12 protein-coding genes are annotated in these 15,452 nt (G+C 72.3%); 6 read left to right on the top strand and 6 right to left on the bottom strand.

All coding sequences use genetic code 11. From position 1 onward, the window contains the following. Positions 1 to 11 precede the first annotated feature (11 nt). The 6 genes from ACQP1V_RS15685 to ACQP1V_RS15660 all read right to left on the bottom strand — a co-directional run bounded on the left by ACQP1V_RS15685 (position 12) and on the right by ACQP1V_RS15660 (position 8,286). On the bottom strand, positions 12 to 857 hold the full coding sequence (locus ACQP1V_RS15685; RefSeq protein WP_433423412.1) for a polysaccharide deacetylase family protein: 846 nt from the start codon (positions 855 to 857) through the stop codon (positions 12 to 14). After that, positions 854 to 2,140, bottom strand: coding sequence for a hypothetical protein (locus tag ACQP1V_RS15680; protein ID WP_433423410.1), 1,287 nt, complete (start codon positions 2,138 to 2,140; stop codon positions 854 to 856). The genes ACQP1V_RS15685 and ACQP1V_RS15680 overlap by 4 nt, the downstream gene beginning before the upstream one ends. Before the next feature lie 145 nt (positions 2,141 to 2,285). Beyond that, positions 2,286 to 2,822 carry an FxsA family protein gene (locus ACQP1V_RS15675; RefSeq protein WP_433423408.1) on the bottom strand — a complete coding sequence of 179 codons (537 nt, stop codon included), beginning with the start codon at positions 2,820 to 2,822 and terminating at the stop codon, positions 2,286 to 2,288. A gap of 130 nt (positions 2,823 to 2,952) precedes the next feature. Then, the gene (locus ACQP1V_RS15670) at positions 2,953 to 3,729 is read right to left on the bottom strand and encodes a polyprenol monophosphomannose synthase (protein ID WP_433224991.1); all 777 of its coding nucleotides are present in this window, start codon (positions 3,727 to 3,729) and stop codon (positions 2,953 to 2,955) included. Then, the gene (gene lnt / locus ACQP1V_RS15665; RefSeq protein WP_433423405.1) at positions 3,726 to 5,363 is read right to left on the bottom strand and encodes an apolipoprotein N-acyltransferase; all 1,638 of its coding nucleotides are present in this window, start codon (positions 5,361 to 5,363) and stop codon (positions 3,726 to 3,728) included. The genes ACQP1V_RS15670 and lnt overlap by 4 nt, the downstream gene beginning before the upstream one ends. Before the next feature lie 676 nt (positions 5,364 to 6,039). Then, positions 6,040 to 8,286: an ATP-binding domain-containing protein gene (locus ACQP1V_RS15660; protein WP_433423402.1), complete on the bottom strand. Its 2,247-nt coding sequence runs from the start codon at positions 8,284 to 8,286 to the stop codon at positions 6,040 to 6,042. A 245-nt stretch (positions 8,287 to 8,531) separates the two neighbouring features. On the opposite strand from ACQP1V_RS15660, the gene ACQP1V_RS15655 reads away from it, so the two are divergent. Genes ACQP1V_RS15655 through ACQP1V_RS15630 form a run of 6 tightly spaced genes read left to right on the top strand, consistent with a single transcriptional unit; the run spans position 8,532 to position 15,216 of the window. Continuing rightward, positions 8,532 to 9,824, top strand: a complete 1,293-nt coding sequence (locus ACQP1V_RS15655) for an ROK family transcriptional regulator (protein ID WP_387411166.1) — start codon at positions 8,532 to 8,534, stop codon at positions 9,822 to 9,824. A 9-nt stretch (positions 9,825 to 9,833) separates the two neighbouring features. Beyond that, positions 9,834 to 11,156, top strand: coding sequence for an extracellular solute-binding protein (locus ACQP1V_RS15650; protein WP_433423400.1), 1,323 nt, complete (start codon positions 9,834 to 9,836; stop codon positions 11,154 to 11,156). Positions 11,157 to 11,160: 4 nt separating this feature from the next. Beyond that, positions 11,161 to 12,081 carry a carbohydrate ABC transporter permease gene (locus tag ACQP1V_RS15645; RefSeq protein WP_433423397.1) on the top strand — a complete coding sequence of 307 codons (921 nt, stop codon included), beginning with the start codon at positions 11,161 to 11,163 and terminating at the stop codon, positions 12,079 to 12,081. Further along, complete coding sequence (locus ACQP1V_RS15640; protein ID WP_067131910.1) at positions 12,078 to 12,971, top strand: carbohydrate ABC transporter permease; 894 nt, start codon at positions 12,078 to 12,080, stop codon at positions 12,969 to 12,971. The genes ACQP1V_RS15645 and ACQP1V_RS15640 overlap by 4 nt, the downstream gene beginning before the upstream one ends. Beyond that, positions 12,968 to 14,230: a 6-phospho-beta-glucosidase gene (locus tag ACQP1V_RS15635; RefSeq protein WP_433423395.1), complete on the top strand. Its 1,263-nt coding sequence runs from the start codon at positions 12,968 to 12,970 to the stop codon at positions 14,228 to 14,230. The genes ACQP1V_RS15640 and ACQP1V_RS15635 overlap by 4 nt, the downstream gene beginning before the upstream one ends. Next, positions 14,227 to 15,216: an N-acetylglucosamine kinase gene (locus ACQP1V_RS15630; RefSeq protein ID WP_433423392.1), complete on the top strand. Its 990-nt coding sequence runs from the start codon at positions 14,227 to 14,229 to the stop codon at positions 15,214 to 15,216. Before ACQP1V_RS15635 ends, ACQP1V_RS15630 begins: the two co-directional genes overlap by 4 nt. Positions 15,217 to 15,452 lie beyond the last annotated feature (236 nt).

Genomic DNA, 15,452 nt, shown 5'->3' with positions numbered 1-15,452 from the left:
CGCCCCGGGGCTCAGGCGTGGAGCAGTTCCGTCGTGGTGACCGCCCGCAGGCCCCGGGCCCGCAGCCCGTCCAGGACGCGGGGCAGCGCCGCGACCGTCCCCTGGTGCCCGAGGTGCATGCTCACCACCGAGCCGGGCCGTACGGCGCGCAGCACGTTGTCCACGACGGCGCGCGGGCCCGGATCGGTGTGGTCGAGCGAGTCGACGTCGTAGGACAGGCAGGTGGGATAGCCCGCGCGAGCGCTGAGCCGGCGCACCAGCGGCGTGGCGGTGCGGGCCGCGGAGGGCCGGAACCAGGAGCCGATCGACCCGGTAAGGGCGCGCAGGCGGGCCGCGCACTCCTCGATCTCCCGGCGTGCGGACGCCGCGTCGAGCGAGGAGATGTCGAGGTGGTTCTGGGTGTGGTTGCCGAGGTCGTGGCCGCCGTCGAGCACCCGCCGGGCCATCGCCGGGTACTGGTCGAGCCAGGTGCCGACGGCGAGCACGGTGGCGTGCCCTCCCGCCTTCTCGATCGCCCGGAGCGCCGCCTCGGCCAGCTCGGGCGGACCCGAGCCGTGGAAGGTCAGCGCGACCATCCTGCGCTGGCGCGGCCCGTGCGCCACCTCGGCGGGCAGCCGGGACAGGGTGGGCGCCGCGGACGGGCTGGGCGCCGCGGGGCTCTTCCCCACGGGCGGCCTCGCCCGCGTCCTGGCCGCCGGGGAGCCGGCGGCGGGTTCCGCGGCGCTCCCGGCCCCGCCCGCGCCCTCGCCCTCACCCTCGCGGGAGCAGGCGGAGGCGAGGGCCATCGTCGCGGCCAGGAGGAGCAGCCGGCGATCCGGCCGCCCGAGAGGAGAAGGCGGGGTCCCACCGGACGTCATCGGAAGATCCCGGTGTGGCCGAGCGAGTAACGGCCCGGCTGGGGGTAGACGCACAGCCCGTGCGGCCCCGCGCCGACGTTGATCGTGTGCGTGAGCTTCCCGGCCACCGTGTCGAAGACGTAGACGACGCCGTGGTAGCGGCCGGACAGCCACAGCTCGCGGCCGTCGGCGGACAGCCCGCCCATGTCGGGTGAGCCGCCGCCCGGGATGGGCCAGGTGGCGATCGGCTTCTGCTCCTTGAAGGACACGACCGACACCGATCCCGCGCCCCTGTTGGACACGTAGAGGACGCGCGAGTCGCGGCTGACGTACAGGCCGTGCGCCCCGGCGCCGGTCGGCATGAACCTGATGACCTTGAAGGTGGCCGCGTCGACCAGCCAGACGCCGCCCCTGTCCATGTCGGCCACGTAGAAGGTCGTGCCGTCAGGGGAGAGCTTGACGTCCTGCGGCATGCTCGCCGGGCCGAGGGCGATGGTCTTGGTCACCTTGCGCCGCCGCCAGTCGATGACCACCAGGTCGCCGGAGAACTCGCAGCTCGCGAGGAAGAGCGACCCGTCGGCGGTGAAGTCGGCGTGGTTGATCCCCCGGCAGGGCACCGGCATCGAGTGCAGGAGCCGCATCGAACGCGGATCACGGAAGTCGAGCTCGTTGTTCCGTTCGGCCATCACCAGCGCCTCCCGGCCGTCCGGGGAGAAGTACAGGTTGTACGGGTCCTCCACCGGTACCGGACGGCCGGGCTTGCCGGTCTTCGGGTCGATCGGGGTGAGCGTGTTCCCCCGGTTGTTGTTGACCCACAGCCGCTTCATGTCCCACGACGGCACGACGTGCTGTGGCAGCCGGCCGGTCCGGAAGTGGTCGATGACCTTGTACGTCTTGGGATCGATGACGTCGACGCTGTCGCTCTCGCTGTTGGGCACGTACACGCGGGACGGGAACCCGGCCACGACGGGGCTGAGCATCCCCGGCCGGTCGGCCGCGTAGATGTCGCGCTTGGAGGCGGCCCGTTTGGAGTCTCTCGGCCCGGAGGCGGCGTCGGCCGCCGAACCGGACGGTGACGCGTGTGCGGGCGACGGGGAGACGACGCCGCGTCCCGCCGCCGGGCTGGTCGTGACATCCGTGGGAGCCGTACCGCACCCGCTCAGGGTGGTGCCGGTCAGTGTCGCTCCGGTCAGAGCCAGGGCGACCGTACGGATCGTGCGGGCCGTTCGGGCCCGTCGGGAACCGGGGAGGGTGTCGGGCCCGGTTCGCTCGCCTGCTCGCCACAAGGGGCCGGCCGCCGTCATAGCGGCCTGGGGAGTCGCTGCGCCATTCGGCCAGGCTAGGGAGACGTTCCCCATCCGACGGTCAACTCCGGTTCGGGAAGTGTCCATCCGCTACCGGATTCTCCGGCGGCCCGAGCGGAAGCCCCGGCCGGCTCCCGGGCCGCCCTTACTGGGGGTCGCGCCGCCGCACGACGACCCGGCCCTCGACGACCTCCTGCTCGTCGTCGTGGATCACCTCGCCGTGGACGACCCGGCCCTGCTGCCCGGGACCGCCCGGCGCCCCGGGACCGCCCATGCGGTCGAACAGCGGGCCGTACGGCGAGCGGGCGGCGATGTCGCCCACCCTGCGGGCGAAGAACCAGGCCAGGCCGCGGCGGGCGATCGGCCGGGTGACCGGCAGGATGAGGAAGACGCCGACGAGGTCGCTGAGGAAGCCGGGGATCGCCAGCAGCGCGCCCCCGGCCATCACGATGGCCGAGTCGCCCAGCTCGCGGTCGGGCATGCGGCCCGACTGCGCGGCCCCCTGAAGGGCGGACCAGGCCCGTCGCCCTTCCTTGCGCATCAGCCACATCCCGGCCACGGCGCCGACCAGCAGCACCATGAGCGTCAGCCCGCCGCCGATCGCCCGACCGGCCAGGATGAGCAGCACGATCTCCACGACCGGGAAGAGCAACAGGCCGGGGAGCAGCCACCTACGTGTCATCAGGACCTCCGCTAGGAGGAACGCCCCCGTCGGCCCATGCGGTTCCGATATCGCTCAGAGCGAAAGGCGGAGCGGGGAGCGCCGCCTCAGGCCCGTCCCCGGACAGGCGGCCGGGCGCGCGCTCCTGGGCTCAGCTCTTCCGGCGGAGCCGGCCGGGCAGGCCGTTGACGCCCCAGACGGCGATCCGCCAGAACGCCTCGGTCATGATGCCCCGGTTCATCTTGCTGGCGCCGGCCGTGCGCTCGACGAACGTGATCGGCACCTCGGCCACGCGCAGCCCCCGGCGCACGGTGCGGAGGGTGAGATCCACCTGGAAGCAGTACCCCTGGGACTCGACGTCCTCCAGGCCCACCTTCTCCAGCGTGGCGGCCCGGTAGGCGCGGAAGCCGGCGGTGGCGTCCCGTACCGGCATGCCGAGCATGAGACGGCTGTAGGTGTTGGCGCCCCGGGACAGGAACTCGCGGGAGGCGGGCCAGTTGACCACCTTGCCGCCCGGCACCCAGCGGGAGCCGATCGCCAGGTCGGCGCCCTCGGCGACCGCGTCGAGCAGCTTGTGCAGCTCCTCGGGCTGGTGGGAGCCGTCGGCATCCATCTCGACCAGGATGTCGTAGCCCTCGGCCAGGCCCCACTGGAAGCCCGCGACGTAGGCCGCGCCCAGCCCCTGCTTGCGCGGGCGGTGCATCACGTGGATGTGGTCGTCCTTCTCGGCGAGCTCGTCGGCGATCTTCCCGGTGCCGTCGGGGCTGTTGTCGTCGGCGATGAGCAGATGCACGTCGGGCAGCGCCGCGCGCAGACGCCCGACGATCATCGGGAGATTCTCGCACTCGTTGTATGTGGGGATGATGACGAGCACCCGCCCGGAAGTCCGCTCCACCAGCTCTTCCTCCATGCCCAAGGGGTCGCTCACCGCTCCTCGCTCGCGTAACCGTGATCTTCCGGCCGTGCCGGGGCCGCCGGCGGGACGTCCGTGTCGATCGCGTTTGAGGTTCGCTTTCGTGAGACGAGCGCCACCGCCGTCGCGCCGGCTCCCATCAGTATCAGGATCCACTCAGGAACGGCGCCCACTTCGGTGGCAATCGTGCCGCGTGTTCTTACGGGGACGGTCACGACGTTCATCGCGGGTTCGAGCTCGCGCGTGCGCCACTCGACCGTACCGTCCGGGTCCACATATGCGGATATACCCGTTGTAGCGGTAGTGATCACACTTCTGTTGTGTTCGACCGCGCGCAGTTTGGACATGGCGAGCTGCTGCGGCGGCAGGTTGGTCAGCGCGTAGCTGGCGTTGTTGGTCTGGACGATCAGCGGGCTGCCTCCGGCGGCCACCGTGTCGCGTACCGTGCCGTCGAAGGCGACCTCGTAGCAGCTCACCGCGCCGACCGTGACGGGGCCCATCCGCAGCGCGCCGGGGCGGTCGCCCGGGATCGACTGGCGGCCGACGAGGTTGGCCCGGTCCGACAGCGCCAGGATGAGGTCCTTGAACGGCGTGAACTCGCCGAAGGGCACCAGGTTCCGCTTGTCGTAGTAGGCGCCGGGGCCCGTTACCGGGTCCCAGATCAGGCTCCGGGTCGCGCGGTGCTCGTCGCCGATCAGGGCGATGATCCCGGTCAGGATCGGCACGCCGACGTCCTTGGCCGCGGAGTCGATCACGTCGCGCGCGAACGCGGTGCGATTGGGATCGATGTCGCTGGAGTTCTCCGGCCAGACGACGATGTCGGGCTTGGGCAGCTTTCCGGCGCGTACGGCCTCGGCCAGCCGGTGGGTCTCGTCGGCGTGGTTGCGCAGCACGACGGCCGGCTCGCCACCCAGGAAATCCATCCCGCGGCCGGGGACGTTGCCCTGGATGACGCCGATCTTCACTGTCCCGCCCTCGTCGCCCGGCCGGGGCACCGCGAGCCCCAGCAGGGGTAGGGCTATCGCGGCGAGCAGCGTCCCCGCAACGACACGGGGGCGGCGCAGCGCGCCGGGAAGCCCGGCGAGCAGCAGGGACAGCAGGGCGCCGGTCAGGGCGACCGTGAAAGTTACAAGCGGCGCGCCCGCCAGGGCCGCGAGCCCCGTGTACGGCGACTCGCCCTGGCTGAACGCGAGTCTGGCCCACGGGAAGCCGCCGAAGGGCACCAGGCCCCTGGCCCACTCCTGGGCGACCCACAGGCAGGCCACCCAGAGCGGCCACAGGCGCACGCGCATCACGAGGGAGGCCAACACCCCCAGGGCGGCCCAGAAGAGGCTCTCGATGGCGACCAGCGCCAGCCAGGTGTCGTCACCGATCGGCCGCACCCACGAAAGTGTCGGCAGCAGGAACGCGAACGCGCCGACGTAGGCCAGCCAGGCCGCGCGGCGGGGGCGGGTGCCGTACAGGGCGAGGGTGAGCAGGGCGACGCCGAGGGGGGCGCAGAACCACCAGTCGAGGGGCGGGAACGCGAGGAAGAGGAGCAGCGCGCCCGCGACGGAGCACCCCACCCGCGCCGCGAGGCGAGTGCGCGCCGGGCGCCGATCGCCGGGGGCGGCCCCCGGGGTCGCCTGAGGTTTCACTTCGGTTGCCACGGGGGCGGTGTTCTCCTCGCCTTCGACGTCCTGCCGCGGCCTGACCGCCAGGAGTTTCCAGCGCCCGGTTTCCCGCTTTCGCCGGCCGACCGGGCACGGCACGCCGCGCCGGATGTGGAGCGGAGAGCGGACCTTGCGCGTCCCACGTGGCCGTCGCGGAACACCCCGACTTTATCTGGTCGCGGCGGCGGGGCGGGAAAGGCGTGCTTTCGCCTGGCGGGGACGGGGCGCACGGGGGACGGGGGCTTCCATGGGAACGTTCCCGGGAGGGCGTTCGCTGACGGAAGGGGGCCCGGACAGACCCTTCGGACCGGATCCGTCCCGTCGGCGGCGGGCGCGGAGCTCCGTTGTCTACTGGGTATCCGGACCCCTCCCGGGTCCAACCCCCCGGCCGGCTGAGGTGCCCCGACTCGACGGAACGCCAGCGCTGCGCCTGGCTTGCAGACGGAGTATGCCTCCGTCACGGACGCAGAATCGGGCGATGTCAGAAGACGGTCAACCGGTCAGTCCCGTGCTGGACTGCGCAGCAAACTACCGACCTCAGCTCAGATGTCAACCGTGCCCCCAACAGCGGAAACACCAAGTTTTCGCAGCTAGGACAGGATGGATGTCCGGGATCGAGGCAGGACGTGTGTGCGATCTCGCTCATATTCGCACAGATCCCGGCACTCTCGCATCAGTCGGCACGCGGAACGAGGCTCTCCAGGGCGTGGGGCAGCGGCTCGGAGTGGATCACGCCGAGTCGTCGCGTCGCCCGGGTCAGCGCCACATAAAGATCGCTTGGTCCTCGCGGGGACTCCCTCAGGATCTCACCCGGCTCGACCACGATCACCGAGTCGAACTCCAGCCCCTTCGCCTCGGCGACGGTGAGCACGCACACCGGCGCGTCGAGCGCCCCCGGGCCGGGTCCGGCGACCGCGCCCGGCACCCCGGCCACCAGGGCCGCGCCCAGCTCCGCCTCGCGCGTGTGGGGCACGATCACGGCGAGCCGGCCGTCCGGGACGATCTCGCGGCGCACGAGCGGCGCGAGGCCGGTCACCGGGTCGGCGACCCTGGCCGACCAGGGCCGCTCGCCCGTCTCGCGTACCGAATCGGGGGCCTTCAGGCCGGGGCCGACCAGGCCGAGAACGTCGGCGGCCACGGCCATGATCTCGGCGGGTGTGCGGTAGTTGACCGACAACCCCGCCTCGCGCCAGCGGCCCTTGACGTACGGGTCGAGGACCCGGCCCCAGCTCGCCGCGCCGGCCGCCGACCCCGTCTGGGCGATGTCGCCCACCACGGTCATCGAGCGGGTCGGGCAGCGCCGCATCACGGCGCGCCAGGCCATCGGGGACAGCTCCTGCGCCTCGTCCACGATCACATGCCCGAACGCCCAGGTGCGGTCCTTGGCGGCGCGTTCGGCCGTGGTCAGGTAGACGTCGTCGGCGCGCTGCCGGGCCGCGAACCGCTCCGCGTCCATGATGTCGGCCATGCCGGTCAGCTCCAGCACCTCGCGGGCGTACGCGAGCTGCTCCTCGCGCTCCTCCTCGGCGCGGCGGGCGGCGCGCAGCACGCCTTCGTCGATCTCGCCGAGCAGCTCGGCGGCCTCGTCGAGGAGCGGCGCGTCGGCCTCGCTCCACCAGTTCTCACCGGGACGCGGCGGCTCACGCAGCAGCAGGTCGCACTCGGCGGGCGCGAGACCGGCGTCGGCCATCCGCTCCTTGGAGGTGTAGAGGCCGATCAGGAGCTGCTGCGGCGTGAGGTACGGCCACAGCCGGTTGAGCGCGGTGCGCACGGGGGTCTCGGTCCGCAGGTCCTCGCGCAGGTCGGCGAAGTCGTCGTCGGCGAGCATCCCGCGGCCGAGCTGCCTGGCCGCCTGCCGGGTCAGCGTGTTGAGCAGGTGCCGGACGAACACGGCCCGCGCCTCGTTGTGCGGCCGGCGCGACCGGACGGCGCGCGACCGGGCCGCCTCGAAGGTCTGCCGGTCGAGCTTGAGCGTGAACTTGTCCAGGCGGATCTCCACCGGCGCGGACGGCACACGCTGCCGGTCCCGCACGGCCTTCCCGATCACGTCGGCCATCCGGATGCCGCCCTTGATCGCGGCGGCCTCCGGCGGCTCCCAGCGGGTGCCCGTGACGCCGGGGTACAGCTCGCCGACCGTGGACAGCAGCACGTCGGTCTCACCCAGCGAGGGCAGCACGTGCTCGATGTAGCGCAGGAAGGTGAGGTTGGGGCCGAGGATGAGGACGCCGCGCCGTTCCAGCCGCTCGCGGTAGGTGTAGAGGAGGTACGCGGCGCGGTGCAGGGCGACCACGGTCTTGCCGGTGCCCGGACCGCCCTGGACGACGAGGACGCCGTTCAGGTCGCCACGGATGATCGCGTCCTGCTCCGACTGGATGGTCGCGACGATGTCGCGCATCCGGCCGGTGCGCTTCTCGCCGAGCGCGGCGAGCAGGGCCGCCTCGCCGTTGAGCGAGGCGCGGTCGGCGTCGGTCAGGCCGTCGAGGTCGAGAAGGTCGTCGTCGACGTTGGTGACGGTACGGCCCCGGGTCTGCAGGTGCCTGCGGCGGGTCACGCCCATCGGCGCGGCCGGGGTGGCGCGGTAGAACGGCTGGGCGACCGGCGCCCGCCAGTCGATCAGCATCCGCTCCTGGTCGTCGTCGGCCAGGCCGATCCGGCCGATGTACAGCCGGCCGCCGTCGGCGTTGTCGAGCCGGCCGAAGCACAGGCCGTGCTCGACCGCCCACAGCCGGGCGAGCCGCTGCGCGTACATGTCGGCGAAGGAATCGCGCTCGGAACGGTTCTGATGGGTGCCCGTCGCGCCCTGGGCGAGCACCTCGTCCAGTTGCCCGCGCGTCCGCACCCGCAGCACGTCGAGCCGCTCATAGAGAGTGGCGACGTACTTCTGTTCCCGGGCCAGCTCGCCCGCCGATGAATAAGGCATAGGCCGCCCGATTCTACGTGGCTGAGGACGGCCCCTCCATCCGGCCCCCCCTCGCGGCCGTCCTGGCCGGATCCGGCCAGGTGAGAGGCAGGTTCCCGGCGTGCCGGCACGGGCCGGGACGGTGGCCGCGTCACGAGTCGGTTGCGGGGGACGCCGCCCCCCTTGACGAGTTTGGAAAGTTTCCTTACTTTCTCTTCAAGTTAGTGACCTTTCCTAACTTCTTCGCTATTCCCGGAAGGACTCCCGTGAGCCAGCCGACCCCCGGCACACCCAGCCTGCTGCGCGCGATCAACGACCGCGCCGCGCTGATGGTCCTTCTCGACCGCGGCCCCCTGACCCGGCCCGAGCTCGGCGCGCTCACCGGCCTGTCCAAGCCCACGGCGTCCCAGCTCCTGGCCCGGCTCCAGGAGGCCGGCCTGGTCGTGCTCGACGGCATCCGCGAGGGCCTCCCCGGCCGTACGGCGGAGCTGTACCGGATCAACGCGGCCGCGGCCCACGTGGCGGCGCTCGACGTCACCCCGGCCCGGATCGCCGTCGCCGTCGCCGACATCACCGGGACGGTCGTGGCGGAGTACTGCCTGCCTACTCCGGGACGGGCGGGCGGCGACATCGTGGAGAAGGTGCGGGCGGCCCTGGAGGGCGCCTGCTCCGCCGTGAAGACCGACGGCGCGCCCGCGGACGGCCCCGGCGCCGACGTCGCGGTCACGGCGCTGCGGCGGGTGGTCATCGGCATCGGCGGCGCGGTGGACCCCTCGACCGGCCGCCTCGGGTACGCCGCGCACATCCCCGGCTGGCACATCCCCGACGTGGTCGGCACCCTCCGGGACGGCCTCGGCGTGCCCGTGGACGTGGAGAACGACGTCAACCTGGTCGCCCAGGCCGAGCAGGCCCGGGGCGCGGCCAGGGGGCACCAGGACTACGTCCTGCTGTGGGCGGACGAGGGCATCGGGTCGGCGCTCGTCCTCGGCGGCCGGCTGCACCGGGGGGCGACCGGCGGCGCGGGCGAGGTCGGCTACATGCCCGCCATCGGCGCGCCGACCGCCCGCGACGTCGGCAGACGCGCCGACCACGGCTTCCAGGCCCTCGCCGGCGGCCCCGCCGTCCTGCGGATCATGCGCGCGCACGGGCTGCGCGGCGCGACGCCCGCCGCGGCCGTGCAGAACGCGGCCCGCGCGGTCGAGTCCGGCGGCCGGCTCGCCCCGGCGGCGGCGGAGGCGCTGCGCGAGCTGGCCTCGCGCCTCGCCGTCGGGCTCGCCGCCATCACGGCGGTCGTCGACCCCGAGATCGTCGTCCTCTCCGGCGGGGTGCTACTCGCCGGAGGCGAGACGCTGCGCGACCTCATCGAGCGCGAGCTCCACGCGCTCACCATCCCGCGTCCCCCGCTGCGTCTGTCCAGCGTCGAGGGCAACCCCGTCCTCGCCGGGGCGCTGGACCTCGCCCTCGACACCGCGCGGGACGAGCTCTTCGGATCGTCCGGGCGCCGGGAAGCGCCGGAGCGGGGCGGCAACCCGCTCATCCCCACCCCCCTTCGCCCATAGGAGGCGCATGTGAAACGACTGCTGGCGATCTCGGCCGTGGCCGGCCTCGCGCTGGTCACCGGCTGCACGGCGGGCACCGAGTCCCCCGGTCCCGCGCCCACGTCCGCGACGGCCGACGACCCGGTCACCATCGAGTTCTGGCACGGTTTCACCGCCGACAGCGAGCTCAAGGCGTTCGAGGACACGCTGGCCGGCTTCAAGCAGAAGTTCCCCTGGATCACGGTCAAGGCGACCAAGGCGATCCAGGACGACCAGATCCTGCAGGCGGTGCGCGGCGGCAACCCGCCGGACGTGGCCCTGTCGTTCACCACCGACAGCGTCGCCCAGTTCTGCAAGGCCGGGATCTTCCAGGACCTCAACCCGTATCTCACGGCCGGCAAGATCGACCCAGCGACGCTGTTCCCGAAGGTGATCGCCGAGTACACCCAGTACGAGGGCAAGCGGTGCGTGATGCCCATGCTCGCCGACACGTACGGGCTCTACTACAACAAGAAGCTGATGAAGGGGCAGCAACCCCCGAAGACGCTGTCCGAGCTGGCCGACCTCACCAAGAAGCTCACGGTCCGGGACGCGGACGACACCATCAAGGTCGCCGGGTTCGTGCCGTCCAGCCAGATGTACGAGAACGCCCCGATCCACACCGGCGTCATGGTGGGCGCCACGTGGACGAACCCGGACGGCACCTCCGCGATCGGCTCCGACCCGGCGTGGAAGAGCCTCATGAAGTGGCAGAAGGACCTCACCGACTGGTTCGGCTACGACAAGCTCGAGAAGTTCCGTAAGAGCTTCGGCGACGAGTGGTCCGCCGACAACCCCTTCCAGAAGGGCAAGGTCGCCATGGCGATCGACGGCGAATGGCGCAACGCCATGATCGCCGCCGACGCGCCCGACCTCGACTACGGCACCGCCCCGCTGCCGGTCGCCGACGACCAGGCCGCCCGGTACGGCGCGGGCTTCATCGCCGGCACCGTCATCGGCATCCCGCGCGGTGCCAAGCACCAGGAGGCCGCCTGGGAGCTGGTGAAGTACCTCACCACGGACACCGACGCCCTGGTCACGCTCTCCAACGCGATCAGGAACGTGCCGAGCACGCTGCCCGCGCTGCGGTCGCCGGACCTGAAGAAGGACCCGAACTTCCAGACGTTCCTCGACGTCTTCGCCAACCCGAACAGCTCCACGCTGCCCGCGCACATCAACTCGGTCTTCAACCAGCAGACCTTGCAGGAGGCCCAGATCGCCTGGGAGTCGGGCCGGAAAACCGACCTGGACGCGCTCCTCGCGGACGTGGACAAGAAGATCAACGAGAAGCTCAAGCTGACCGCGGGCGGCTGACGCCATGGCCGCCATCACCCTCGGCAACCGGCTCCGCCCGCTGGCCTACCTCTCCCCCTGGCTGATCGGGTTCGCGCTCTTCTTCGTCTATCCGCTGATCTCCACGGTGTACTTCTCGTTCCAGCGGTACGACCTGTTCACGCTAGAACCGGTCGGGCTGCTGAACTACCGGTACTTCCTGCAGGACGAGGCCGCCTGGACCTCCATCAGGAACACGCTGTGGCTCGTCGTGGTGATGGTCCCGCTGCGCGTCGTCTTCGGCCTGGGCGTCGCGCAGCTCATCACCCGTCTGAAGGCGGGCGCCGGGATCTTCCGGACGATCTTCTACCTGCCGTCGCTGGTGCCGCTCGTCGCCGGGACGCTCGGCTTCGTCTACCTGCTCAACCCGGCCACCGGCCCGGTGCAGGCGATCCTCGGCACGGTCGGGGTCAGGTCCCCCGACTGGTTCGGCGACCCCGCCTGGTCGAAGTGGGGGCTCACCATGCTGGCCCTCTGGTCGGTGGGCGACCTGATGGTCATCTTCATGGCCGCGTTGCTCGACGTGCCCAAGCAGCTCTACGAGGCCGCCGCGCTCGACGGCGCGACCGGCTGGCGGCAGTTCGTCCACATCACGCTCCCGGTGATCCGTCCGGTGCTCATGTTCGCCGCCGTCACCGGGGTCATCCAGACCCTGCAGTACTTCACCCAGGCGATGGTGGCCGCGCGGGTCGCCTCCGGCGCGACCGACTCCGCCGGGTCGGTGTTCGCCCCCGGCTATCCCGACCAGTCCACCCTGACCTTCCCGGAATGGCTGTTCCATCAGGGGTTCCGCGACTTCGCGATGGGCTACGCCTGCGTCCTGGCGCTCGTCCTGTTCGCGGTGTCCATGGTGTTCACCCTGATCCTGCTGCGCCAGTTCCGCGGCTTCGGTGAGGAGGACGCATGACCGCCGCCCCCGCCGCCACCGTCCGGGAGCGGGCCGGCGCCACGCCGCCCGCGCCCGCCCGGCCCCGCCGCGGCCGGGCCGCGCTGTACTGGATCGCCAAGCACGCCATCGCCATCGCGCTGGCGATCATGTTCCTCGGTCCGCTGGTCTTCATCGCGCTCACCGCCGTGATGAGCGACCAGCAGGCGCTCACCTCGCGGTTGTGGCCGGACGCCTGGAACTGGTCCAACTTCGCGGAGATCTTCGAGAAGACGCCGCTGCTCACCTGGATCGGCAACACGATCATGTACTCGGTGCTCGCCACCGTGTTCATGCTGCTGTCGTCGATCCCCGTGGCGTACGCGCTGGCCCGGTTCAGGTTCCGGGGGCGCAGGCTGGCGTTCCTGCTGGTCATCACCACGATGATGCTGCCGCCGCAGGTCGTCGCCGTGCCCGTCTACCTCGTGTGGGCGCGGTTCCACCTCACCGGCACCCTGTGGCCGCTGATCATCCCGATGCTGCTCGGCGACGCCTTCTCGATCTTCCTGCTGCGGCAGTTCCTCGTGACGATCCCGCGCGAGTACTCCGACGCGGCCCGGGTCGACGGCTGCGGCGAGTTCCGCACGCTCGTCCGGGTGATCCTGCCCATGGCGAAGCCGGCCATCGCGGCCGTCGCCCTGTTCCAGTTCTTCTACTGCTGGAACGACTACTACGGCCCCCTGCTGTACGCGGGGACCGACCTGGACAACTGGACGCTGTCGCTCGGGCTGGCCGCGTTCCGGTCGGTGCACCGCGTCCAGTGGAACCTCACCATGGCCGCGACCGTGCTGGCCATGGCGCCCGTGATCGTCATCTTCTTCTTCGCCCAGAAGGTCTTCATCGAGGGCGTCAAACTGACAGGAGTGAAATGAAACTGGCCGTTGTCGGGGGCGGCTCGACGTACACGCCGGAGCTGATCGACGGGTTCGCCCGGCTACGCGACGAACTCCCGCTGTCTGAGATCACCTTGATCGACCCGGACGAGCACCGTCTGGGGCTGGTGTCCGGGATGGCCCGCCGGATGCTGGCCCGGGCCGGCCATCCCGCCGTGGTCAGCACCGCCACGACCGTCGAGGACGGCGTCGCCGGGGCCGGGGCCGTGCTGTTCCAGCTCCGGGTCGGCGGGCAGGCCGCGCGGAACGTGGACGAGACGCTGCCGCTGCGCTGCGGCTGCGTCGGCCAGGAGACGACGGGGGCGGGTGGCCTGGCGAAGGCGCTGCGCACCGTCCCCGTGGTGCTGGACCTCGCCGAGCGGGTGCGCCGGCTCGCGCCGGACGCGTGGATCGTGGACTTCACCAACCCCGTCGGCATCGTCACCCGGGCGCTGCTCGACGCGGGCCACCGCGCGATCGGGCTGTGCAACGTGGCGATCGGGTTCCAGCGCCGCTTCGCCGCCGGCCTCGGGGTGCCCCCCGAACGGATCTCGCTCGGCCACGTCGGGCTCAACCACCTGACCTGGGTGCGCTCCGTCCACCTCGACGGGCGCGACGTCCTCCCCCGGATTCTGGCCGAGCACGGCGACGAGATCGCCGCCGACCTCGGGCTGCCGGTCGGGCTGCTCCGCGACCTCGGCGTCGTCCCCTCCTACTATCTGCGCTACTTCTACGCCCACGACGAGGTGGTGGAGGAGCAGCGGAGCAAGCCGTCCCGGGCGGCCGAGGTCGCGGCCATGGAGTCCGCCCTGCTCGACCTGTACGCCGACCCCGCCGTGGACACCAAGCCGGAGCTGCTGGAGAAGCGGGGCGGCGCCTTCTACTCGGAGGCGGCCGTGGCGCTCATCGCGTCCCTCGTGAACGACCGGGGCGACGTCCAGGTGGTCAACACCCGCAACGGCGGCACGCTGCCGTTCCTGGACGCCGACGCGGTCGTCGAGGTGCCCGCGCGGATCACCGCCGCCGGGGCCGTGCCGCTCCCGGTCGAACCGCTCGAACCGCTGTACCGGGGGCTGGTCGCGCACGTCTCCGCGTACGAGTCGCTGGCGCTGGACGCGGCGCTGCGCGGCGGCGAACGGCGGGTGCGGGACGCCCTGCTCGCGCACCCGCTGGTCGGGCAGGCCTCCCTGTCCGACGAGCTGGCCCGGCTGCTCGTCGAGGCGGGCCGGGCGCATCTGCCGTGGGCGGTGTCCCGGTGACCGACCGCCGTCCGCGCACCGTGCTGGCGGTCGACGGGGGGAACAGCAAGACCGCCGTGGCCCTCGTCTCCGAGGACGGGTCCGTGCTCGCCACCGGCAGAGGCGCCGCGTTCCTGCCGCAGAGCGCGGGGGTGGCGGCGGCGATCGACGTGATCGGCGAGATCGTCGCCCGCACGGTCCCCGCGTACCGTCCCGGAGTCCCCGTGGCGGACCATGTCGCCGCCTACGTCGCCGGGGCCGACCTGCCGATCGAGGAGGAGCGCCTGCGCGACGAACTGTTCACGCGCGGCCACGCCCCCGACGTCGTCGTCGGCAACGACACGTTCGCCCTGCTGCGCGCCGGGGCCTCCGGCCCGTGGGGCGTGGCGGTGGTCTGCGGAGCCGGGATCAACGCCGTCGGCGTCGCCCCCTCCGGCGAGGTGGCCAGGTTCCCCGCGCTCGGCCGGCTCAGCGGCGACTGGGGCGGCGGGTACGGCCTCGGCGAGGAGGTGCTCTGGCACGCCGCGCGCGCCGAGGACGGCAGGGGGCCGGGCACCGCCCTGGTGGACGTGGTCCGCGCCGGGTTCGGCACGGCCACGGTCGAGGAGGCGGTCATCGGGCTGCACTTCGGGGAGCTGCCCGCCGAGCGGCTGCACGAGCTGGTGCCCCCGCTGCTGGCGGCGGCGCGCGGCGACGCGATCGCCCGCGGCCTGGTCGAGCGGCTGGCCGAGGAGGTGACCGTCCTCGGCGAGGTGGCGATGCGCCGCCTCGGCCTGCTGGAGGAGCCGTGCGAGGTCGTCCTCGGCGGCGGGGTGCTGACCGCGGGCGACGAGCTGCTCATGTCGCTCGTCGAACGGGACTACGCCGAGCGCGCGCCGCACGCCGTGCTGGTCGTCGCCGACGTGCCGCCGATCGTCGGGGCCGCCCTGCTCGGCCTCGACCGGTTCGGCGCCGCGCCCGAGGCCTACGAACGGGTGCGCGGGCACTTCCTCCCGGCCCAGGTCTAGTGCCGTGACCGGCAAGGTTTGCCCGGACGGAGCGGTGTCCAGGGTGGTGCATCGCAAGGCGGAGGAGGAGGCCGTAGCGGAGCCTACGGCCGACGACGACAACGCCGCGAGGTGCCGCCCTGGGCGACGCGACGGGGCAAAGATTGGCGGGAGGGGCACTAGATCGCCCCGGCCGGCGACGGCCTCGGGCGGGCTGAGATCATGAGTCGTCCCATGGCCGCCGCCCCGAGGGCTCG

The sequence above is a fragment of the Microtetraspora malaysiensis genome (assembly GCF_050947145.1).
Lineage (GTDB): Bacteria > Actinomycetota > Actinomycetes > Streptosporangiales > Streptosporangiaceae > Microtetraspora_A > Microtetraspora_A malaysiensis.
The sequence above is the reverse complement of the archived record's forward strand: the minus strand, read 5'-3'. Positions and strand labels throughout refer to the sequence as shown.